This window comes from Nonomuraea sp. NPDC049400, assembly GCF_044466425.1.
Lineage (GTDB): Bacteria > Actinomycetota > Actinomycetes > Streptosporangiales > Streptosporangiaceae > Nonomuraea.
The window spans coordinates 13,535-33,698 of sequence record NZ_JBITMP010000033.1 but is presented as its reverse complement, the minus strand read 5'-3'; the positions used below and the strand labels follow the sequence as shown (position 1 = coordinate 33,698).

The following is a 20,164-nucleotide window of genomic DNA, read 5'->3' as shown; positions in this document are numbered from 1 at the left end:
GTCAGCTCTTGGCCCCGGCCTTGGTCACCGCTGCGCCGATGGCCTCGGCGAGCTGGACGACGCGCGGCCCCCAGCGGGAGGCGAGGTCGTCGTCGAGCTGGATCACCTGGTCGTTCTTGATGGCGGACAGGCCCTTCCACCCCGGCCGCTTGGCCAGGGTGTCCTTGCTCTGCCCGCAGCACTTGACGTCGCCGAGGAAGATCAGGTCGGGGTCGGCCTGCGCCACGAACTCGGCCGACAGCTTGGGATAGCCGCCCGCCTGGTCGGGGGCCTTGTCGGCGATGTTCGTGAGGCCGAACATGGCGTAGACCTGCCCGATGAACGTCTGGGACGTCGCCGCGTACGGCGTCTGGTCGAGCTCGTGGTAGTACGTGAGCTTCTTGTCCTTGGGCGCCTCGGCGGCCAGCTTCTCGATGGCCGTCTTCATGCCGGAGACGACCTCGTCCGCCTTGGCCTTGTTGCCGGTGGCCGCGCCGATCTCGGCGATCTCCTCGTACGCCTCGTCCAGCTTGGCGGCGGCGGGTTCGAGGAGGACGGGCACGTTCAGCTTGCCCAGCTCGGCGACGATGTGGTCGATGTCGTTGGAGACGATGACGAGGTCGGGCTTCTTGGCGACGATGGCCTCGACGTTCGGCTTGAAGCCGGACAGGTCGCTCTTGGGGGCCTCGGGCGGGTAGTTCGACTGGTCGTCGGCGGCGACGACCTGAGGTCCGGCGCCGATGGCGAACAGCGTCTCGGTGTGGGTGGCCGAGAGGGAGACGATCCGCTCGGGCTTCTTGGCGAGGGTGACCTTGCCGTTGCCCGCCTCGATCGTGACGGGGAAACCGGCGGAGGAGGCGGCGGTGGGGGCGGTGGTGGTGGGGGCCGCGGAGGGCGTGGGGGCGGTCTGGCCGCACCCGGCCAGGACCAGCGTTCCCAGCAGCGCGCCCGCGAAGGCCGTGCGTACGGGCCTCACGAGTAGTCCTTTCACACTGTCGGAACCGAGAGACCCGCGTTGAGCGACGGATCACCCTTTTCCACGAGGGTTGATGACGTCAGCGCGGAGGCAGGCGACCTGGCTATGACAGTTGCGGGACAGCGCCGGAATCGCACCGGACTTCGCTGCAACTCTGCGCGTCGGACAAACGCTATCAATCCTCCGAACGGCCGTGGCGTCAAGGGGCGAGTTGGGCCTCCGCTTCGGCGATGATCCCCTGGAGCCTCAGCCCGTGAGCCGCGTCGAGGGGGTGGCCGCCGCCGTTCCGCACGGTCTCGGCGAACTCCGCCACGAGCGTGACCATGGGGTCGTCGTCGATGGGCTGGAGCACGGCGCTGCCGGTGCGGCCGTACACGGCGAACGTGGACGGCGGCGGGTCTCCGGCGGCGGCCATGCACAGCGACGCCTCGCTGACCGCGCCGCCCTCGTGCTCCAGCAGGAGGCCCGTCCAGCCCAGCGGGTCGCCGTGCGCGCGCACCCCGGTCACCCGGCCCAGTGCGGCGTCGAGCAGGTCGATCACGTGCGGGCCGACGTCGAGCAGCGCGCCCTTCTTGAGCCGCCACGGAGTGGCGAAGGGGTGATCGCCGAGAAGGACGCCGGAGATGTTCGCGGCGTGACCGCCGAACGCCTGGATCTCCCGGCACCGGGCCAGGAACGCGCGGGTCTGGGCGGCGTACCGCAGGGTGAGGATCATCTGGGAGGCCACGCCCGCCTCCGCGACGGCCTCGGCGAGGCGCCGGGCGCCGTCCAGTGAGTCCGCGAGGGGCTTCTCCAGCAGCAGCGCCTTGCCCGCGCGGGCGGCGCGGACGCCCAGCTCGGCCTGTACGGCGGGCGGCACGCAGAACGCCACGGCCTCGCAGGCGTCGAACAGCTCCTCGATCCGCTCGAACACCGGCGCCCCGAGCCGGGCGGCGGCCTCAGGACGGCGGGCCCACACCCCCGCCAGCCGCGTGTGCGGCCCGCTGGACAACATCGGCGCGTGCGCCATCTCGGCCCACGGCCCCGCTCCGACCAACCCCACCGCCACCGGCTCCATGCACCCTCCCCGACGCACCGCACTTTTGGGGAGGATCTTCCCACATCGCGATAAACGATCTTTGTAGCGGCGTGAACCCGCGCGGCGCCCGCCCATCGGCGTCACTGGGCGGCACGCCACTGGTGGATGGCGTGCTGCGGGCGGTGGGCGAGCGTGCCGGAGTCGATGGCGACGGTCTGGCCCGTGACGCAGCGGGCCTCGTCGGAGGCCAGGAAGCACACCAGGTTCGCGACGTCCTCGGTGGTGCAGGCCCACGGCAGGAGGCGCTCGGCGGCCTTGTCGGAGAGCTGGCCCTGCGTCATGGCCCGCCGGGCGGTCTCGGTGAGGACGAGTGCGGGGGCGACGGCGTTGCAGCGGATGCCGCGGCGGCCGTACATCGTCGCCACGTAGCGCGTGAAGCCGATCAGGGCCGCCTTCGAGGCCCCGTACGCGGCGTGGACCGCGTCCGCCACCAGGGCGGACACCGACGACATGAGGACGACGGCGCCGCCGTCCGGCATCGCGGGCACCGCGTGCTTGACCGTGAGCATCGCGCCGCGCAGGTTGACCTCCATCGTGCGGTCCCAGACCGCGGCCTCGAGCGAGTCGAGGTCGCGGTCCCGGCCATAGACGTCGGCGTCGAGCGCGGCGGCGTTGGCATGCACGACGTCCACCCGGCCGAACGACGCGACCAGGGCCGCGACGGCCTCCTCCACCTGCTTCTCGTCGGAGACGTCGCAGGTCAGCGCCATGGCCGTGCCGCCCCGGGCGCGGATGGCGGCGGCGGTGGCCCTGGCCGTCGCCGTGCGCAGGTCGAGCACGCCGACGCAGGCGCCCTCGGCGGCCAGGCGCGCCGCGCAGGCCGCGCCGATGCCCGAGCCCGCGCCCGTCACCAGCGCGACGCGGCCGTCGAACCGGCCCGGGGAGCGGCCGCTCACCACTCCACCGCCAGGGCGGCCAGCCCGCGGCCGACCAGCGACTTGCGGTAGGCGATCGGCTCGCCGGGGACGAGCCTGAGGTGCGGCAGGCGGCGGCCGAGCACGTCGAGGGCGGTACGCAGTTGCAGCCGGCCGAGCGCGGCGCCGACGCAGAAGTGGATGCCGTAGCCGAAGACCATGTGCTCGGCGGCGTTGGGCCGGTCGATCAGGAAGCGCTCCGGGTCCGGGAAGACGCTCTCGTCGTGGGCGGCGGAGTCCGTGGAGAGCAGGACGAGGGCGCCTGCCGGGATCGTCACGCCGTGCAGGGTGACGTCGCTCAGGGCATGGCGGAACGAGCCCAGCGACGCGCCGTCGATGCGCATGCACTCCTCGACGGCGTTCGGGACCAGTTCGGGCGGCACCGGCCAGGCGCACTCGCGCAGTAGTCGCAGGACGGTGTTGCCGAGCTGGTTCGGGACGGTGTCGTTGCCGCCGAGCAGGATCGTGGAGATCAGCTCGACGACCTCGCGATGGGTCAGCTCGTCGCCGATCAGGGACGTCATCAGGGACGTGAAGTCGTCCTGCGGGTCCTTGGCCCTGGCGGCGACCAGGCGATCCACGTAATCCAGATATGTCAGGAAACTGTCGGCGAGTTCGAGCTGGCGGTCCGGGGGCTGCGGCGACAGGAAGAGCTGGAACCAGTCCTTCACGTGCGCCTGGACGAACGCCTCGTCGGCCTCGGGCACGCCGATGAAGCGGGCGGTCAGCTTGACCGACGGCTCGTGGCCGATCTCGGAGACGAAGTCGGCCCCTTTCCGCGGTGCCAGGCGGTCGAGCAGGTCCTCGTTGAGCCGCCGGAAAGAGTCCTCCATGGCCGCGACCGCCCGGGGCGTGAACGCCCTCGACACCGACCGGCGCAGGCGGGTGTGGTCGGGCGGGTCCACGTTCGCCACGAAGCTGGACAGGAACGAGCCGTGCTCGCCCAGCTTCTCCTTGGTCTCGCGGGTCAGGCTGCGGGAGATCGTGAGCGAGCCCTTGGAGGAGAAGCGCCGCGGGTCACCGTAGGCCGCCCGCACGTCGGCGTAGCGGGTCAGCACGTACGCGCCGAGGTGCTCGCTGCGGAACACCGGCCGTTCGCTCCTGAGCCTCCGGAGGAAGTCGTACGGCGCGGCGACGTGCCAGTCCGAGCCGGCGTCGAAGTCCTCGATCATGTGAAGATCCTCCGCGGGTTGTCGACGAGCATCTGGTGGAGCTGGTCGTCCGTGACGCCTCTTTTGCGGAGCTCGGGCAGGACGTCGCGGGAAATGTGGAGGAGGTGGTAGTTGGGGTGGCGCTGCCGTACGACGTCGGGGTCGAAGCGGTCGTTAAAACAATACGAGTCGTGACTTAACACCATTTTTCCGGCGTGGCCGCGCTCGCACATTTTCGCCACTATTTCCACGCGGTCCTCGAACGGACTGATCGTCTCGATGCCGAAGCGGTCCATGCCGAGGTAGGAGCCGTTCGCGACGAGCTCCTCCAGGTAGGCCACGTCGGTGGAGTCCCCGGCGTGCCCGATGACCACCCGGCTCAGGTCCACGCCCAGCCCGCCCAGCAGGCGCTGCTGCTCGAGACCGCCCCTGGAGGCGCTGTGGGAGTGCGTGGTGATCGGCGCGCCGGTCTCCAGGTGCGCCTCGGCGACCGCCCTGAACACCCGCTCGCACCCCTTGGTCATCCCGAGGTGGTCGGAGGCGCACTTCAGCATGGCCGCCTTGACGCCGGTCCTGCCGACGCCCTCGGCGATGTCCCGTACGAAGAACTCCGACAGCCGGTCCGGTCCCCCGAACAACGATCCTGGACCGCGGTTGGCGAAGTACGGCGGCAGCGCGTCGTAGGTGTAGAGGCCGGTGGCGACCACGATGTTCACGCTGGTCAGCTCGGCCACCCGCTGCACCGCGGGGACGTACCTGCCGAGCCCCACCACGGTCAGGTCCACGATCGTGTCGATGCCCTCGGACTTCAGCGCGTCGAGCTTGGCCGCCGCCTCGCGCGCCCGCGTCTCGAGATCCCAGCCCTCCGGGATGTCCGGCCAGTTCCACAGGATCTCGGGGCTCAGCCCGAAGACGTGCTCGTGCATGAGCGTGGCGCCGAGGTCCGCCACCGGCCCCCTCACGGTCTCAGGCATGGGAACCTCTCGTGCTCGAACGGCCGGTTGACCTCGAGCCCGAGCCCGTCCGTCTGCCGGTACGGCAGCCCGGTGTAGAGGGCGTCGGCGTCGAAGTACGTGACGGTGAACGACAGGCGCGGGGTGTCGCGGCGGTTGGCGGGGGCGCCGTGCACGGTCAGGGCGTGGTGCACGGTCGCGTCCCCCGCCCGCAGGTCGAGCGGCGGCGACAGCTCCAGTTCCTTGAGCCACGGGTGCTGGCTGAGCTGGTCGTCCCCCGGCTTGGTGAAGCTCCGCCCGAGCAGCCCGTACCGGTGGGAGCCGTCGTAGAAGCGCAGCGACCCCATGTCGGCGGGCACGTCGGCGAGGGCCAGCCACACGGTCAGCATGGCCGAGCGGTCCATCGGCATCCACGGGAAGTCCTGGTGGAACTCGGTCGCGCCGTGCTCTCCCGCCTCCTTCACCAGGAGGTTGGTGACCTGCACGCGCACGGCCCGCACGCCGCGCAGCAGCCGTACGGCGTTGCGCCCCATCCCGGGGCTCAGAGCCAGCGCGCCGAACATCGCGTCGCTCGCCGCGATGTCCCTGGACTGACCGAACGCGTCGTCGACCGGCGACTGATGGCTCCTGGGACGCGCGCGCAGGAATCCGCCGGCGCGCTCGCGCAGCGCCGCCACGGTGCCCGGATCGATCAGCCGGCCGAGCCGTACCCAGCCGTGCTCGTCGAAGAACGCCACCTCGTCGTCCGTCACCTGGCGCACCTGGATCTCCATGGGCCCCAGTCTCGCACCTAAGCAAGCGCTTGGTAAGACCCGGGAAATCGCGCGTACAGTGGCGCCCAAGCGCTTGCTCAATACAGCGGGAGGCATCGTGCGGCGGTTCAGGTTCGGGGCGGTGGTGCGGGAGGCCGAGTCAGGGGAGGCGTGGGCCGAGAAGGCGCGGCGGCTCGAGGGGCAGGGGTACGACGTGCTCCTCGTGCCCGATCACCTCGTCGGGCCGAGGTTCGCGCCCATCGCCGCGCTGACGGCGGCCGCCTGCGCCACCACCAGGTTGCAGGTCGGGACGCTGGTGTTCGCCAACGACTTCCGGCATCCGGCCGTGCTGGCCAAGGAGGCGGCCACGCTCGATCTCCTGTCCGGCGGGCGGCTGGAGGTCGGGATCGGGACCGGGTGGATGGCGGGCGACTACGCGGGCGCCGGGCTGGTGCTGGAGCCGCCCGGAGTGCGGGTGGAGCGGCTGCGGGAGGCCGTCGCCGTGCTCAAGGGGCTCTGGGGGGAGGGTCCGTTCAGCTTCCAGGGCAAGCACTATCGCATCGACGGGCTCGACCAGCGGCCCAAGCCCGTACGCGAGCCGCGTCCGCCGATCGTGCTCGGCGGCGGCGGGGCACGGATGTTGCGACTGGCGGCCGAAGAGGCGGATGTCGTGAACATCGGGATGAGGGTGCGGCCGGACGGGAGCGGGCCGGACGACAAGGACGGCGGGCTGATGGCGTTCCTGGACAAGCTCGAGGTGGTGCGGGAGGCCGCCGGGGCGCGGTACGCGGGGCTGGAGCTCGGGACGAGCGTGCTACAGGTGGGCGAGCGCAAGGCGGAGGAGGCGTGGAGCGCCGCCGACAGCTCCTCGCTCGGCGGGACGCCCCAGGTCCTGCTCGGGACCCGCGCCGACATCATCGACAAGCTCCGCTATTGGCGGGATGAGCACGATATTTCGTACTTCGTGGTGCATCACGAGCGCGACCTGGACACCTTCGCCCCCATCGTCGAGGCGCTCGCCACCTGACGCGCGGCGGAAACCGGCCGTGCCCGATGATGGACTCCATGAACGAGATGCTGCTGCTCCGGCACGGAGAGACCGAATGGAGCAAGGCGGGCAAGCACACCGGCCGCACCGACCTGCCTTTGACGGAGCACGGCGAGGACCAGGCCAGGGCGCTGGCGTCGCTGGTGAAGGGACAGGCGTTCGACCTGGTGCTGGTCTCCCCCGCCCAGCGCGCCCGGCGCACGGCGGAGCTGGCCGGCCTGAACGGCTACCAGGTGGACCCCGACATGTGGGAGTGGGACTACGGCGGCTACGAGGGGATCACCACACCGGAGATCCGCAGGACCCGCCCCGGCTGGTACCTGTGGCGCGACGGCGTGATCCCCGGCGACGCCGAACATCCGGGCGAAAGCGCCGCGGAGGTGGCGGCCCGTGCCGACCGGGTGATCGGGCGGGCCAGGGCGGTCGAGGGCCGGGTGGCGCTGGTGGCGCACGGCCATTTCCTGCGCGTGCTGGCTGCCCGCTGGCTGGGCCTGGGGCCCGAGGAGGGCAGGCTGCTGAAGCTCGACACAGGCACGTACTCGCGGCTCGGCTTCGAGCACGCCGAGCCGGTCCTGATGACCTGGAACGCGCCGATCGGCTGAGCGGGCTCCCGGAGGGGCGGGCCGGTCAGCCGACCTTCGCGCGCAGGGCCGACTCGTGCAAGGCCCTGCCGACCAGCCAGGCGCGCAACGGCCCGAGCGCCGGGTCGTAGGAGAGCGGGTCCTGCCACAGGGCGACGAACACGTTCTGGGTGATCTCCTCGGCGTGCGCCCGGCTGCCGGTGACCTTGACCGCGACCCCGTACACGTACGGGCCGTGCTGGTCGTAGGCGTGGGCCAGCGCGTCGAGGTCGCCGGCCATCAGCAGCGCACACAGCTCCATGTCACCAGTCATTTGGCCTCACTCCGTGAGGCGGGCTCGGTCGCCATATGCCGTCGCCTTCCTCCGCTCTGGTCGCTTCGCTCCCGCCGCTCCTCCAGGCGACGGCACTCCCTCGCCGTCAATCGCATCCCAGTGTCGCGGCGGCGCTGATCACGTCGCGGGCGAGGACGGGATCGCCCTCGGCGGCGTACGGGAAGGAGTCGGGAGGCCACCTGCCGGCCAGCAGCCGGCAGAAGTCCACCGCGTCCGCCGACAGCAGCACGCCGACGTGGTCGGAGGCAGGCGACAGCGGGATCGTCCAGGTGCCGCCGCCCGGCCCGGTCAGCACGACGGTGGCGGAGACGTGGCGGCGCGGCCCCTTCATGGCGCGCGGCAGCAGCGCGAGGCCGAACTCGGCGATCATGTGCACGTGCTCGGGGCGCGGCGGCGCCTGGGAGCGGTGGGTGGCCGCCCTGATGTCGTCGGCGTGCGTCCACGTCTCGAACGTGCGCTGGACCAGCGCCTGGCGCAGCGGCGCGCGGGCCGGCCGCGCCCCCGCCAGCGCCACCTCGACGCCGAGCAGCACCTCGCTGCTGCCGGAGACCCGCTCGAGCAGGGACCCGGCCTGTTCGCGCCAGCGCCGGTGCACCGGCATCCCGCTCTTGCCCGGCACGCCCATGAAGCCCGCCACGGTGGCGTCGTTGGCGGCCAGGTGCTCCACCAGCCCCCTGACCGTGCCGTGCTTGGCGATCGGGGCCTCCCACTGCGGCGCGCTCAGCTCCGCGAGCAGGTCGTCCATGAGCGCCACCTGCTCGGCGTACGGGACCGCGACGGACGCCACTCCCATGACGGCCGGGCTGCGGCGGCGGCGCGCCATGGACAGGACCGCCTCGCGCAGCGTGGGCGGCGGCTCGACGGCCGCGCCCGGCTGGTCGAGCAGCGCGATGGCCGCGCCGCAGTCGGGGCACGCGGCGACGTGGTCGTCGGGGCTCTGCCCGTTGTAGAGGTACGACTCCGTCATGGCCACCTCCGCAGCCGACGCTAACCCGGCGGGCCCTCCGGCGCCAGGCGGCAACCGGGGAACGGTGCCAGAAGCGTCTCACGCCACGGGCCTTCAAGGTAGTCGCGGGCTCGCTTACCCCAGTCCAGCAGCCGGGAATCCGGCGCCACCTCGTCGTCGAGGCCCAGCGCGGCGTCGCGGGCGCGCTGGGTGGCCAGGTGGTCGTCGAGCGAGACGGCCCAGACGGTGACCGCCTCGGTGTCGCAGAACAGCACCTCGTACAGGCCGACCAGGGTGTGGCCGTGCTCGGCGAGCAGCGGCGCGCGCTCGGTGCGCACCGCGTGGAGGTAGTCGAGTGCGGCTCCCGGGCGTACGCGGGCGCTCTCGAAGAGGTAGAGCTCGGCGGCGGGCGCCTCGGAGAGCGGCGGGCAGCCGGGCGCTGCGCCGAGCGGCCGGGAGAAGGCGGAGAAGCGCAGGTCGTCGATGTCGGACAGGAACAACCGCTCGTCGACGCCCTGATAGATCTCCATCATCTGGCGCCAGCCGCCGTCCCACCCGCCGTGGCAGTCCCACAACGTGACCGCCTTGAACTGCGGATGGCCGGTGATGCCGACCGCGTAGAAAGCACCCACGAGGTCGATCTCGCGGGACCTGATCGACATGCCGGAGGTGAGCGAGGGAGCGGCGCGGGTCTCGTCCTCGCGCTTGTAACGGGTCAGCCAGGTGAGGTACTCCAGTGGCCGCCTGGAGTTCATCGGCCGGAAGTCGACCTCCTCGAGCAGGTGGATCGCGCGCCGCACCACGCCTCCTCTACCAAGCGGTTGCTTGGCATGAGGATAGCGATCAGGCCACCGCTTGGGAAGGTTGCGGTCCTCGCCCCGTGAGCCACTCCAGGACCTTGCGGTGTCCCGAGGCGGCGTCCTCGAAGTGGCCCCAGTTCCAGTAGCGCGGCTGGTCCCGGATGCCGGTCACCCAGGTGCGGTAGGAGACGGAGGCTCCCGTGGTGGCGGGCGCCACGCCATACGTGCGGATCACGACCTTGCCGCCCGGCGCGAACAGCACGTCGTCGGCGATCGGATACAGGGTCATCTGGTCGAGCATGACCTGATCCTGCCGGTAGGACGAGGCCGGGCGGTTACGCCTCCGGCGCGCCTCCGTTAAGCAGGCGCGCCGGAGGTAACAAGGCTGTTAAACGAGCAGGCCGTCGAACTCTCCGTCCTTCACCCCGAGCACCAGGGCCCGGATCTCGTCGCGGGTATAGATGAGGGCAGGGCCGTCGGGGAAGCGTGAGTTGCGCACCGCGATGCCCCCGTCGGGAAGCTCCGCGAGCTCCACGCAGTTGCCCTGCGAGTTGCTGTAGCGGCTCTTGCGCCACGCGACCTGCGTGAGGTCCGCCGCGGGCATGCCGTTGTAGGTCTGGTTCATCTACATCTTTCTGAGAAGACCGCCGATGAGCTCGACGGTGCCCCCTGGCGTGGTGCTCTCCACGCACAGCTGCTCCATAGCCGTGAGGTACGGATCGATGTCCTCACGTTTGTCTAGGTAAAGGGCACCCCAGAGCTGCTCAACGTAGACAACGTCCGACAAGTCGGACTCGGGAAACCGCAAGATGCTGAACGCGCCCCCTTCAGCGGCGTGCTTGCCGAACCTGAAGGGCATCACCTGGATGGTGATGTTGGGAAGGGCGGCGACTTCCAGCAGATGCTGGAGCTGCTCGGACATGACCTCCCGCCCGCCGATGGTCCGTTTGAGCGCCGCCTCGTCGATGACGGCCCAAAGGCGGGGGCCGTCCTTCTGGCTGAAGCGCTCCTGACGCTGCATGCGCATATGCACGCGGCGTTCGATTTTCTCCGGACTCAGACCGGGGTTGCCAAGCTGGAATACCGATCGCGCATACGAGGCGGTCTGCAACAAACCGGGCACGAACTGAACCTCGTAGGTACGGATCAGCTCGGCGGCCTCCTCCAGGCCCACATAGGTGGTGAACCACGAAGGCAGCTCGGCCGAGTACTTGTGCCACCACCCGGGGGTGTTGGCCTCTCGAACCATCTCCAGCAGGGCACGGCGCTCGGCATCGTCGACGACGCCGTACAGGGTGAGCAGGTCTTCCACGTCACGTGTCTTGAAGCCGACTCGCCCGAGCTCCATGCGACTGATCTTGGACTCGGACGCCCGGATGTGGAATCCGGCCTGTCCACGGTCGAGCCCACTGGCCTCACGCAGGCGCCTGAGACTCGCCCCCAGCATGATGCGCCGAACGGTCGAACCCGATCCGGGCGGATCAATGGACACGTGCTGCTCCTTGTTTGTTTCCTTGCGACACGGTGGGGCGCTTCAGGCGAACACCACCGCAGGTAGCGGAGTATGCACTCTCCAGTCTGTCACTTCACGGCCGAAAGATCATGGGCCGCGGACAAGATCCCCTTTCCCCCATATTGACCATCTTGAGGGCAACCGTAGCGTGTGCACGGGTTGTCTGCACGTGCATTCGCTCTTGCACCTGCACGAGAGTTTGTCGCAGAATGATCACCGTGCAATCCACCACGGTGCCCGGCCAGTGGACCACGTTCGATTGGTGGCCTCCGGTCGGCTGGTGGCCGGAGGCGGCCCGCGATCTGCTGGTCCCCGGCCCGCACTCGAGCGCCACGTTCGTGCTCCCGCCCAGCCCGGCCTCCGTCCATTCGGCCCGCAGCTTCACCGCCGGCGCGTTGTCGGGATGGAAGCTCGGCGAGCTGATCGAGAACATGGAGCTGGTGGTCTCCGAGCTCGCGACCAACGCCCTCCGCCACGGCCTGCGCCTCGACGAGCCCCACTGCAAGTGTTCCGTCCACATGTCCCTGGTGCGCCGGGGACCCCTCGTCACCTGCGCCTTCACCGATCCAGGCGCGTCGGTGCCGGTGCTGCGATACCCTGGCCCCCTTGACACCGGCGGCCTCGGACTCCACATCGTCGAATCCCTCAGCCTCCGCTGGGGCTGGTCCGCACTTGCACCTCACGGGAAGATCGTCTGGGCAGTCCTCTCCTGACCGGGGGTGATCTGCATTACCGTGGATGCTCATGGCTCACGGTGAGTCCCGCGCGCGACCCCATGAGAGTGCTGACAGATGGAAGATCACCTGCTCGGCTGGCTGCGAACACTGAACGAAGACCGACTTGGCCGCATCCTGGCCAACAGGCCCGACGCCATCGCCGCGCCCTGGCCGCGGCGGCTCGACACCCTTGCCCAGCGGCTGGGCAACGGCTTCGCCGTGATGGAGACGCTGCGCTGCCTGCCGCTGCCCTGCCTGCAGCTGGCCGAGGCGGCCCTGGCCATGACCCGCCCCACGGCCGAACGGCTGGCGCACTTCGTCGATGCGCCGCTCGAAGAGGTGACCCCCTGGCTGGAATACCTCTACGACCACGCGCTGGCCTGGCCGGGCGACGACGGCGTCATCCACCTCGCGGAGGGCGTCGCGCGCTGGTGGTCCGCCCCGCTCGGCCTGGGCGAGCCGCTCGACCACTACCTCAACAGCTGGTCGATCGGCAACGACGCGCTGCACGCGCTCGCCCGCAACCTCGGCCTGTCCTCCCAGGGCAACAAGCGCCGCGTCATCGCCCGCGTCACGCAGGCGCTGAGCGACCGTGAACGCGTCAACGCGCTGCTGCGCGGCGCACCCGACGGCACGATCCCGCTGCTCGACCGGTGCGCCTGGCAGGGGCCCGCGCTCAACGTCGACGGCGGCAGATTCGTCACACCCGGCACCGCGGAGAAGTGGTGCGCCGACCACGGCCTGCTCTTCCGTCCCAGCTGGCATGTCGCGGAGATCCCCCGCGAGGTGGCGATCTGCCTGCGCGGTCCCGGCTACCACCCGGCCTACCGGCCCGAGCCGCCCGAGGTGGCCACGATCCCGGTCGATCCCGAAGAGGTGGACCACCTGATGACCCTGGCCGCGCCGCACGTCGTCGAGCGGTGCGCGGCCCTGCTCGACAACACCGCCAAGACGCCGCTGCCGCTGCTCAAGACCGGCGGCGTGGGCGTGCGCGAGGTACGCAGGATCGCCAAGGAGACCGGCTGCGACGAGGACGAGACCCGGCTGCTGCTGGAGGTCTGCACGGTGGCCCGGCTGCTGGCCTGGGACGAGCCGTCGGGCGGCATGATCCCCACCGACCGGTTCGACCGGTGGCGCCTCGACGAAGGTTCGGCGCGGCTGCGGGTGCTGCTGGCGGCGTGGTGGCGCATGGAGCGCTCGTCGCTCCGCAAGGTCGACGGCAAGTACGGCACCGTGCTCGGCGACGACCCCTCGGGCAGCGCGGTCGCACAGGTCCGCAGGGCCGTGCTGTCGGGCCTCGCCGACCTGCCGGCGGGCACGGCGTTCGCCGACCGCGACAGCCTCGTGGCCAACGTCCACTGGCACACGCCGCTGCTCGACCTGGAGCTGCTGGTGGCGTGCGCGCCCGCGGTGCTCGACGAGGCCACGCTCCTGGGGCTGCTGGCCAACAACGCGATCACCGACCTGGGCAGGGCGCTGGCCGGGCTCACCGCCAAACCGGGCGACGAGAACGACGACGCCGTGCCCATGGTCGAGCACGACCCCGTGCTGGCCGAGGCCGCCACCAGGGCCCTGGCCAGCGTGCGCAGGAGCGCGCTGTTCGGGCCCGACCTGACCGCGGTCGTGACCGGGCCGCCGTCGGCGGAGCTGGCGGCGCTGCTCGACCGGACCGCCGACCGCGAGTCGCGGGGCGCGGCCTCGGTCTGGCGCTTCACGACCGAGAGCGTGCGCCGCGCGCTCGACCGCGGCTACGACGCCGACGACCTGCTCGACGAGCTGGCCGGCGTCGGCACGATCCCGCAGCCGCTGGAATACCTCGTACGCGACACCGCGCGCAGGCACGGCGAGGTCACGGTCACCACGGTCGGATGCGTCATCCAGGCCGGCGACCCCACACTGCTCGCCGAGATCGCCGCGCATCGGCGGCTGGGCAGGCTGGGCCTGCGGCTGCTCGCGCCCACGGTGCTGGTGAGCTCGGCCCCGGCCGAGCGCACGCTGGCCGCGCTGCGGGAGGTCGGCTACTCCCCCGTGCCCGTCTCCGAGACCGGCGAGATCACCATCCACCGGGCCAGGCACGAGGAGCCGCAGGGCGGCAAGCTGATCCTGCTGCCCGGGGGCCGGGTGGCCGAGCTGTCGGAGTTTCCCGGCCTCACGGAGCTGGAGCCGCCCCCCTACATGCTCGCCGAGCCGGCGCCCGACCCGTACGAGCACGCCCGCCGCCTGGTCGAAGCCGGCCGGTCCGAGGACGCGACGAGCGGCCGCACGTGGGCGATCATCGGCAGGATGGCCACCAGGCTGCCGACGGCGCAGCAGTCGTTGCTGGGGTTCGTGGTCGACCGGGGCGTGCGCGCCGGCATCACGCTGACCGACGGGCTGACCGCCACGATCAGCCACGGCGAGCTCAAGGGCGGCGCGCTGGACGCGTGGTGCGAGGAGGCAGGCGACTACCTGGAGTTCCCCCTCGCCGAGATCGTCGAGGTCAGGGGAGCTCTTTAGCTTTCTTCAGGTTGGCCACCAGGCCCTCGAGGAAGGCGGCGTAGCCCTGGTAGCTGTAGGGGGCCTCGGCGTTCCACGGGTAGAGCTGCCCGGCCTTGACCGCAGGAAGCTTCGCGAAGGTGGGCTTCTTCAGCATCTCCTCGGGCTTGAGCGACTGGGTGCGGGTGTCGTAGAGGATCACGTCGGCGTCGTACTCGTCGGCGTTCTCCCAGCTCAGCGTCTGGAAGAAGCCGCCCTCGTCCACCTTGGCGGGCTTGACGACGTCCAGGCCCGCGTCCATCAGGTGCACGATGTCCGGGTACTCCGGCGGGTTGACCACCCACATCGCGTCGGGACCGCCGGACATCATGAGGATCTTGAGGTTCTTGAACTGCGCGAGCTCCTTGGTGGCGGCCTCCATGCGGGCCTTGGCCTCATCCACGCCCTGCATGCTCGCGCCCAGCGACCTGGCCAGTTCCTCGTACTTGCCGATCACCTGGGTGGCGCTGCGGCCGGTGAGCATGATGCCCGCGGTCGGGGCGACCTGCTCGATGGTGTCCTTGGACTTCTCCGGCACGTACCAGAGGGTGCCCTTGATGTACATGCTGCTGACCAGGAGGTCGGGCTGGAGGGAGATGTACTTCTCGACGTTGAACTCGTCCCAGACGTTGCCCAGGCCCTCGACCTTGGTGATGTCCACGTTGCCGACCTGGGGGTCCTTGGTGCCGTCCTTGAGCTTGTGCGGGCCGAAGACGGCGATGGGGCGCACGCCGAAGTCCCACAGGGCGGCCGCCGCGCCGACCTGGGCGACGATCCTGGCGGGCGGCTTGGGCTGGTCGATCTTCTTGCCGCGGTCGTCGGTGAACGTCCAGCTCTGCGCGGCGGGCGCCGACGCGCTGGGGGCGGCGCCAGTGGATGAGCCCGTTGAGGCTGATTCGCCGCCGCACGCCGCCAGCGTCAGGGCCGCCGCGAGTCCTGCGGTGGAGGCCAGGAAGCGCCTGCGAGCCAGTACCGGTCCCGACATGAACATCTCCTAAGGTTAGGCTTGCCTTCATATTGGGGCATTAGATTAGCCTTACCTAAGTTTGACCGCTACGAGAGGGGGAGCCGTGACGGCGCGCGCGACGGAGCGCGACGACGCGACCGCGCGCGGGCACGATGGTGCGGCGGAGGGCGGGCGGCGTGGCACGGGGCGGGTCGTCGTGCTGGCGGGCGGGCTCGTCGTCGCGGTGGCGGTGCTGGCGCTGGTGGCGATGGCGAGCGTGGCGCTGGGTGCGCGGTCCATGTCGTTCTCGACGGTGATCGACGCCTTCCTCGCCCCTGACGGCTCCAGCGACCACACGGTCATCCGCGAGCTGCGCATCCCGCGCACGTTCCTCGGGCTCGGCGTGGGTGCCACGCTAGGGCTGGCGGGCGCGCTCATGCAGAGCCTCACCCGCAACCCCATGGCCGACCCCGGCCTGCTGGGCATCAACCAGGGCGCGGCGCTGGGCGTCACGCTGGCGCTCGGCCTGTTCGGGCTGTCCGACCCCGCGATCTACGTGTGGTTCGCGTTCGGCGGCGCCGCGCTGGCCTCCGTCGTCGTGTACGCCCTGGCCTCCGCGGGCCGCTCGGGCTCCAGCCCGGTACGGCTCGCGCTCGCCGGCGTCGCCCTCGGCATGGTGTGCACGGCGGTGGCCTCGGCGATCCTGCGCATGGACACGCAGACGTTCGACCGGATGCGGTTCTGGCTGACCGGGTCGCTGGCCGGGCAGACGGCCGACACGCTGGTGCGGCTGGCGCCGTTCATGGTGGCGGGGCTGGTGCTCGGCCTGCTGCTGGCCAGGCCGCTCAACATGCTGGCCCTCGGCGACGACGCGGGCAAGTCGCTGGGCGTGGCCGTGAACCGTACCAGGATCCTCGCCGGGGTGGCCGTCACGCTGCTGTGCGGCGCCGCCACCGCGGCCGCGGGGCCGCTGTGGTTCGTGGGGCTGATCGTGCCGCACGCCGTTCGCGCGGTGGTGGGGCCCGACCAGCGGTGGGTGCTGCCGTACTCGGCGCTGGCCGCGCCGGTGCTGCTGCTGGGGGCAGACGTCGTGGGCCGCGTCATCGCCCGGCCAGGAGAGGTGCAGGTGGGGATCGTGTGGGCGGTGATCGGCGCGCCGATCTTCATCGCGCTGGCCCGGCGGAAGCGGGTGGCGGCGCTGTGACCATCCGCGTCGGCCCCTGGTCCGTACGGCTCGCGCCCCGCGCCCTGATCGTCGGCGCGGCCCTCGTCGCGGTCGCCTGCGCGGTGACCGTGGCGGCTATCTCGACGGGCGAGTTCACCGTCCCCGTGCCCGACATCGTCTCCGCGCTCTTCGGCCAGGGCACGCCGGTCGCCGAGCTGATCGTCAGCAAGCTCCGCGCCCCTCGCGTGGTGACGGGGCTGCTGGTCGGGGCGGCGTTCGGGGTGAGCGGCGCGATCTTCCAGAGCCTCACCAGGAACCCCCTGGGCAGCCCCGACTTCATCGGCTTCACCGCGGGCGCCTCCACGGGCGGCATCGTCGCCGTGGTCGCGGGCGGCTCGGCCATGACGATCGCCGGCGGCGCGCTGGCCGGATGCGTGGTGACGGCCGCGCTGGTGTACGCGATGGCGTTCCGCGGCGGCGTGCAGGGCTACCGGCTGGTCCTGGTCGGCATCGGGGCGAACGCGCTGCTGCTGGCCGTCAACTCGTACCTGCTGACCAGGGCCAACATCAACGACGCGGCCACCGCGGGCGCCTGGCTCACCGGGAGCCTGAGCGGGCGCGGGTGGGACCACGCGATCCCCGTGGCGCTGGCGCTGGCCGTGCTGCTGCCGGTGTGCGCGTTCGTGGCGCGGCCGATGCGGATGATCGAGATGGGCGACGACGCGGCCAAGGCCATGGGGATCAGGGTCGAGGTCGTGCGCGCGGTGGCGATCACGGCCGGCGTGCTGCTGTCCGGGGTGGCCACGGCCGCCGCGGGGCCGGTCGTCTTCGTCGCGCTCGCCGCACCTCAGCTCGCCCGGCGGCTCACCCGTTCCGCCGGGGTGACGATGGGGGCGTCGGCGCTGATGGGGGCCGTCCTGCTGACCGCCGCCGACCTGGCCGCGCAGCGCGTGCTCACCCCCACCCAGCTGCCCGTCGGCGTGCTGACCGCCGCGATCGGCGGCACGTACCTCGCCCTGCTGCTGCGAAAGGACCGCCACTGATGCCCTTGGAAGAACCGTCGCCAGGAAAGGATCGGCGCTGATGGCCGACGCCCGACTGTCAGGCACCAGCCTCACTCTCGCCTACGACCAGCGGGTGGTGGCGACCGACCTGAGCGTGGCGATCCCCGACGAGTCCTTCACCGTGATCATCGGCCCGAACGCCTGCGGCAAGTCCACCCTGCTGCGCGCCCTGGCCAGGATGCTCAAGCCCAGGGCGGGCGCCGTGCACCTGGACGGGAGCGTGATCACGTCGCTGCCCTCGAAGGAGGTGGCGCGGCGGCTGGGCCTGCTCCCGCAGAGCTCGATCGTGCCCGACGGGATCACCGTGGCCGACCTGGTGGCCCGGGGCCGCTACCCGCACCAGCGGCTCATGCGGCAGTGGTCGCGCGCGGACGAGGCGGCGGTGGCCGAGGCCATGCGCGCCACCGACGTGGCGGAGCTGGCCGACCGCATCGTGGACGAGCTGTCGGGCGGGCAGCGGCAGCGGGTGTGGCTGGCCATGGCGCTGGCCCAGGAGACGCCGATCCTGCTGCTGGACGAGCCGACCACGTTCCTGGACATCTCCCACCAGATCGAGGTGCTGGACCTCTGCGCCGACCTGCACGAGGCCGGGCGCACGATAGTGGCCGTCCTGCACGACCTCAACCAGGCCTGCCGGTACGCGACCCACCTGATCGTGATGCGGGCCGGCGAGATCGTCGCGGAGGGCGACCCGGCGGAGATCGTCACGCCTGAGCTGGTGCACCGGGTGTTCGACCTGCGCTGCGAGATCATCCCTGACCCGCAGTCGGGCACCCCGCTCATCGTCCCGGAGTCCCGCCGCCGCATCCCCACGACCGCCTGACTCCACCCCGGGGCACGGGGTGTGGTCAGCGGCCGGTGGCGAGGCCGGTGGCCAGGGTGGTGACGGCCTCGATCGCCCGGGTCGAGCCGTACTCGTCCTTCAGGACACCCGCCGCCTCCGCTCCCAGCGCGGCGAGCAGGGTGTGGGACAGGGCGTCGGCGTCGCAGCCCGGCCGGGCCTCGGCCAGGAGGATGGCCACGTGCCGGTGCCAGAAGCGGTAGGCCCCGATCCGGTAGCGGGCCCCCGGGCTGGCGGTCTCCGACATGCGGACCAGGTCCAGATGCGCGAAGAGGTAGTCCAGGTAGGCGGCCACGAAGGCGGACAGGCGCTCGGGAGCGGGCGCCCCTGGCCCGAGTGGCGGCGGGCCGGACAGGATGCGCTGCTGGAGGTCGCGCTCGCGGGAGTCCAGGAGCGCCACGGCGAGCCCCGACTTGTCGCCGAACCGGCGGAAAAGGGTGCCCTTGCCCACCTCCGCCTCCGCCGCGATGGCGTCCATCGAGACCGCCGCCACGCCCCTCTCGGCGAACAGGCGGGCCGCCGCCGCCAGCACCTTCTCCCTGTTGCGTGCCGCGTCCGCGCGCTCCCGCACGGGCTTGCCGATGAGCAGCTCCAATGACTCCGACATGATCCGGACTATAGTCCGCCCGTCACACAGCTCCGCAACGGCGCACGGCGAGCAGTGCCAGGGCCCGGGTGACCTCGCGCAGCTCGCGCAGGTCCACCTGCTCCCTGGGCGCGTGGGCGAACCGCACGTCCCCGGGCCCATAGTGCAGCGTCGGGATCCCGCCGGCCGCGTAGAGCCGCAGGTCGCTCCCGTACGGCGCCGCCGTCTCGGCAGGCGGCCGGCCGGTCACGTCCGCGACCGCCGACGTGACCTCGGACAGCAGCGCGTGCCCCGCGGGCAGCCGACCGCTGGCGAACTGCCCGCCCGGCCACGTCACCACCGGCGGGTGGTCGCGCAGCCACGGATGGGCCACGCCCGAGACGGCCTCCTCGAACGCCGCGCGTGCCGCCGCCGGGTCCTCCTCCAGCCGCACCCCGAGCCGCCCCTCGGCCACCAGCAGGTCGGGCACCGTGCTGGCCCAGTCGCCCGCGCGCACGGTCCCGATCTCGATCGGGTACGGCATCACGTTGCCCTGGAAGATGCCGGGAACATCCTGGTTACGTGCGGCCTCCAGCCGCCTGATCGCCTCGAACACCGGCCAGAACGCCTCGACCGCGTTGACCCCTTCGTACCGCGTGGCCCCGTGGGCGGCCCGCCCGGCGATCTCCAGCCGGAACGTCAGCGCGCCCGCGTTGGCCGTGATGACCGCGCCGCTGGTGGGCTCGGTGATGACCGCGGCCTCCGCCGTGTGCCCCCTGGCCAGGGTGGCGAACGCGCCGAGCCCGCCGTCCTCCTCGCTGACCACGCAGTGCACGGCCAGGGGCCTGGCGAGCCTGACCCCGGCCTTCCTGATCGCCCGCGCCACGGCCAGGTTGGCGACGAGGCCCGCCTTCATGTCGCAGGCGCCCCTGCCGTGCAGCACGTCGCCGGTGATCCGGGCGGCGAACGGGTCACTGCCCTCCCATTTGGCCAGGTCACCGGTGGGGACGACGTCCACGTGGCCCTGGAGCGCCAGCGCGGGCGGCCCCTCACCCTCCGTGACGGCCACGACGCCGTACCCCTCGGTCCTCGGCGCCTCGGTGCCGGGGAAGCCGGGACGGCCGGTCAAATCGGCGAGGTCGAGTTTCCAGACGTCCACGTCCATGCCCGCCTCGGTGAGCAGGCGGGCGAAGCGGTGCTGCAGCTCGGACTCGCCATCGGTGCCGGTGACGCTGGGGACCCTGACGGTCTCGGCCAGCAGGCTCACGGTCTCGGCCTCGTCGATGGCGTTCAGGACCCTGGCTTCCACGTCGCGCATGGCGCACAGC

22 protein-coding genes and 1 riboswitch are annotated in these 20,164 nt (G+C 71.6%); of the genes, 7 read left to right on the top strand and 15 right to left on the bottom strand.

Annotation, left to right across the window (positions count from 1 at the left end; translation table 11 throughout):
• Nucleotide 1 precedes the first annotated feature (1 nt).
• The 6 genes from ACIBVN_RS38945 to ACIBVN_RS38920 all read right to left on the bottom strand — a co-directional run bounded on the left by ACIBVN_RS38945 (nucleotide 2) and on the right by ACIBVN_RS38920 (nucleotide 5,824).
• Complete coding sequence (locus ACIBVN_RS38945) at nucleotides 2-955, bottom strand: ABC transporter substrate-binding protein (protein WP_397145306.1); 954 nt, start codon at nucleotides 953-955, stop codon at nucleotides 2-4.
• A 71-nt stretch (nucleotides 956-1,026) separates the two neighbouring features.
• Nucleotides 1,027-1,147, bottom strand: a riboswitch (cobalamin riboswitch).
• A gap of 7 nt (nucleotides 1,148-1,154) precedes the next feature.
• Entirely contained in the window at nucleotides 1,155-2,012 is an 858-nt protein-coding gene (locus ACIBVN_RS38940; protein WP_397145305.1) for a Gfo/Idh/MocA family protein, read from the bottom strand.
• A gap of 101 nt (nucleotides 2,013-2,113) precedes the next feature.
• The gene (locus tag ACIBVN_RS38935; RefSeq protein ID WP_397145304.1) at nucleotides 2,114-2,929 is read right to left on the bottom strand and encodes an SDR family NAD(P)-dependent oxidoreductase; all 816 of its coding nucleotides are present in this window, start codon (nucleotides 2,927-2,929) and stop codon (nucleotides 2,114-2,116) included.
• A complete protein-coding gene (locus ACIBVN_RS38930) occupies nucleotides 2,926-4,119 on the bottom strand; it encodes a cytochrome P450 (protein ID WP_397145302.1) in 1,194 nt (397 codons plus the stop codon). Before ACIBVN_RS38930 ends, ACIBVN_RS38935 begins: the two co-directional genes overlap by 4 nt.
• Nucleotides 4,116-5,072: a phosphotriesterase gene (locus ACIBVN_RS38925; protein ID WP_397145300.1), complete on the bottom strand. Its 957-nt coding sequence runs from the start codon at nucleotides 5,070-5,072 to the stop codon at nucleotides 4,116-4,118. Before ACIBVN_RS38925 ends, ACIBVN_RS38930 begins: the two co-directional genes overlap by 4 nt.
• Complete coding sequence (locus ACIBVN_RS38920) at nucleotides 5,057-5,824, bottom strand: phytanoyl-CoA dioxygenase family protein (RefSeq protein WP_397145298.1); 768 nt, start codon at nucleotides 5,822-5,824, stop codon at nucleotides 5,057-5,059. Before ACIBVN_RS38920 ends, ACIBVN_RS38925 begins: the two co-directional genes overlap by 16 nt.
• 97 nt (nucleotides 5,825-5,921) lie before the next feature.
• Between ACIBVN_RS38920 and ACIBVN_RS38915 the strand changes: the two genes are divergently transcribed.
• A complete protein-coding gene (locus tag ACIBVN_RS38915) occupies nucleotides 5,922-6,830 on the top strand; it encodes a TIGR03621 family F420-dependent LLM class oxidoreductase (protein WP_397145296.1) in 909 nt (302 codons plus the stop codon).
• 38 nt (nucleotides 6,831-6,868) lie between these two features.
• The gene (locus ACIBVN_RS38910) at nucleotides 6,869-7,453 is read left to right on the top strand and encodes a histidine phosphatase family protein (protein ID WP_397145294.1); all 585 of its coding nucleotides are present in this window, start codon (nucleotides 6,869-6,871) and stop codon (nucleotides 7,451-7,453) included.
• A gap of 25 nt (nucleotides 7,454-7,478) precedes the next feature.
• Here ACIBVN_RS38910 and ACIBVN_RS38905 read toward each other — a convergent pair whose 3' ends face one another.
• The 6 genes from ACIBVN_RS38905 to ACIBVN_RS38880 form a co-directional block, all read right to left on the bottom strand.
• Nucleotides 7,479-7,745 carry an RNA polymerase sigma factor gene (locus ACIBVN_RS38905; protein ID WP_397145292.1) on the bottom strand — a complete coding sequence of 89 codons (267 nt, stop codon included), beginning with the start codon at nucleotides 7,743-7,745 and terminating at the stop codon, nucleotides 7,479-7,481.
• Between the two features lie 106 nt (nucleotides 7,746-7,851).
• Nucleotides 7,852-8,733 carry a maleylpyruvate isomerase family mycothiol-dependent enzyme gene (locus ACIBVN_RS38900; RefSeq protein ID WP_397145290.1) on the bottom strand — a complete coding sequence of 294 codons (882 nt, stop codon included), beginning with the start codon at nucleotides 8,731-8,733 and terminating at the stop codon, nucleotides 7,852-7,854.
• A gap of 20 nt (nucleotides 8,734-8,753) precedes the next feature.
• Nucleotides 8,754-9,512, bottom strand: a complete 759-nt coding sequence (locus ACIBVN_RS38895) for a hypothetical protein (protein ID WP_349453418.1) — start codon at nucleotides 9,510-9,512, stop codon at nucleotides 8,754-8,756.
• Between the two features lie 43 nt (nucleotides 9,513-9,555).
• Nucleotides 9,556-9,813 carry a hypothetical protein gene (locus ACIBVN_RS38890; protein ID WP_349453419.1) on the bottom strand — a complete coding sequence of 86 codons (258 nt, stop codon included), beginning with the start codon at nucleotides 9,811-9,813 and terminating at the stop codon, nucleotides 9,556-9,558.
• A gap of 87 nt (nucleotides 9,814-9,900) precedes the next feature.
• On the bottom strand, nucleotides 9,901-10,137 hold the full coding sequence (locus ACIBVN_RS38885; protein WP_043632079.1) for a DUF397 domain-containing protein: 237 nt from the start codon (nucleotides 10,135-10,137) through the stop codon (nucleotides 9,901-9,903).
• The gene (locus tag ACIBVN_RS38880; protein ID WP_397145393.1) at nucleotides 10,138-10,959 is read right to left on the bottom strand and encodes a helix-turn-helix domain-containing protein; all 822 of its coding nucleotides are present in this window, start codon (nucleotides 10,957-10,959) and stop codon (nucleotides 10,138-10,140) included. It lies immediately after the preceding gene.
• A gap of 275 nt (nucleotides 10,960-11,234) precedes the next feature.
• Between ACIBVN_RS38880 and ACIBVN_RS38875 the strand changes: the two genes are divergently transcribed.
• Complete coding sequence (locus ACIBVN_RS38875) at nucleotides 11,235-11,738, top strand: ATP-binding protein (protein WP_397145288.1); 504 nt, start codon at nucleotides 11,235-11,237, stop codon at nucleotides 11,736-11,738.
• A 78-nt stretch (nucleotides 11,739-11,816) separates the two neighbouring features.
• The gene (locus ACIBVN_RS38870; RefSeq protein ID WP_397145286.1) at nucleotides 11,817-14,237 is read left to right on the top strand and encodes a helicase-associated domain-containing protein; all 2,421 of its coding nucleotides are present in this window, start codon (nucleotides 11,817-11,819) and stop codon (nucleotides 14,235-14,237) included.
• Here the strand turns inward: ACIBVN_RS38870 and ACIBVN_RS38865 are convergent.
• Nucleotides 14,221-15,240: an ABC transporter substrate-binding protein gene (locus ACIBVN_RS38865; RefSeq protein WP_397145284.1), complete on the bottom strand. Its 1,020-nt coding sequence runs from the start codon at nucleotides 15,238-15,240 to the stop codon at nucleotides 14,221-14,223. The two genes, ACIBVN_RS38870 and ACIBVN_RS38865, sit on opposite strands and share 17 nt — an antisense overlap.
• An 85-nt stretch (nucleotides 15,241-15,325) precedes the next feature.
• Here ACIBVN_RS38865 and ACIBVN_RS38860 point away from each other — a divergent pair, with 85 nt between their 5' ends.
• Genes ACIBVN_RS38860 through ACIBVN_RS38850 form a run of 3 tightly spaced genes read left to right on the top strand, consistent with a single transcriptional unit; the run spans nucleotide 15,326 to nucleotide 18,253 of the window.
• A complete protein-coding gene (locus tag ACIBVN_RS38860) occupies nucleotides 15,326-16,405 on the top strand; it encodes a FecCD family ABC transporter permease (RefSeq protein ID WP_397145282.1) in 1,080 nt (359 codons plus the stop codon).
• Nucleotides 16,402-17,409 (top strand): FecCD family ABC transporter permease, encoded by a 1,008-nt coding sequence (locus ACIBVN_RS38855; RefSeq protein WP_397145280.1) that lies wholly within the window; start codon nucleotides 16,402-16,404, stop codon nucleotides 17,407-17,409. The genes ACIBVN_RS38860 and ACIBVN_RS38855 overlap by 4 nt, the downstream gene beginning before the upstream one ends.
• Before the next feature lie 40 nt (nucleotides 17,410-17,449).
• Nucleotides 17,450-18,253 carry an ABC transporter ATP-binding protein gene (locus tag ACIBVN_RS38850; protein WP_397145278.1) on the top strand — a complete coding sequence of 268 codons (804 nt, stop codon included), beginning with the start codon at nucleotides 17,450-17,452 and terminating at the stop codon, nucleotides 18,251-18,253.
• Nucleotides 18,254-18,278: 25 nt separating this feature from the next.
• On the opposite strand, the gene ACIBVN_RS38845 is transcribed toward ACIBVN_RS38850, so the two are convergent.
• Complete coding sequence (locus ACIBVN_RS38845) at nucleotides 18,279-18,878, bottom strand: TetR/AcrR family transcriptional regulator (RefSeq protein WP_397145276.1); 600 nt, start codon at nucleotides 18,876-18,878, stop codon at nucleotides 18,279-18,281.
• Nucleotides 18,879-18,900: 22 nt separating this feature from the next.
• Nucleotides 18,901-20,154, bottom strand: coding sequence for an ArgE/DapE family deacylase (locus ACIBVN_RS38840; protein WP_397145274.1), 1,254 nt, complete (start codon nucleotides 20,152-20,154; stop codon nucleotides 18,901-18,903).
• Between the last annotated feature and the right edge of the window lie 10 nt (nucleotides 20,155-20,164).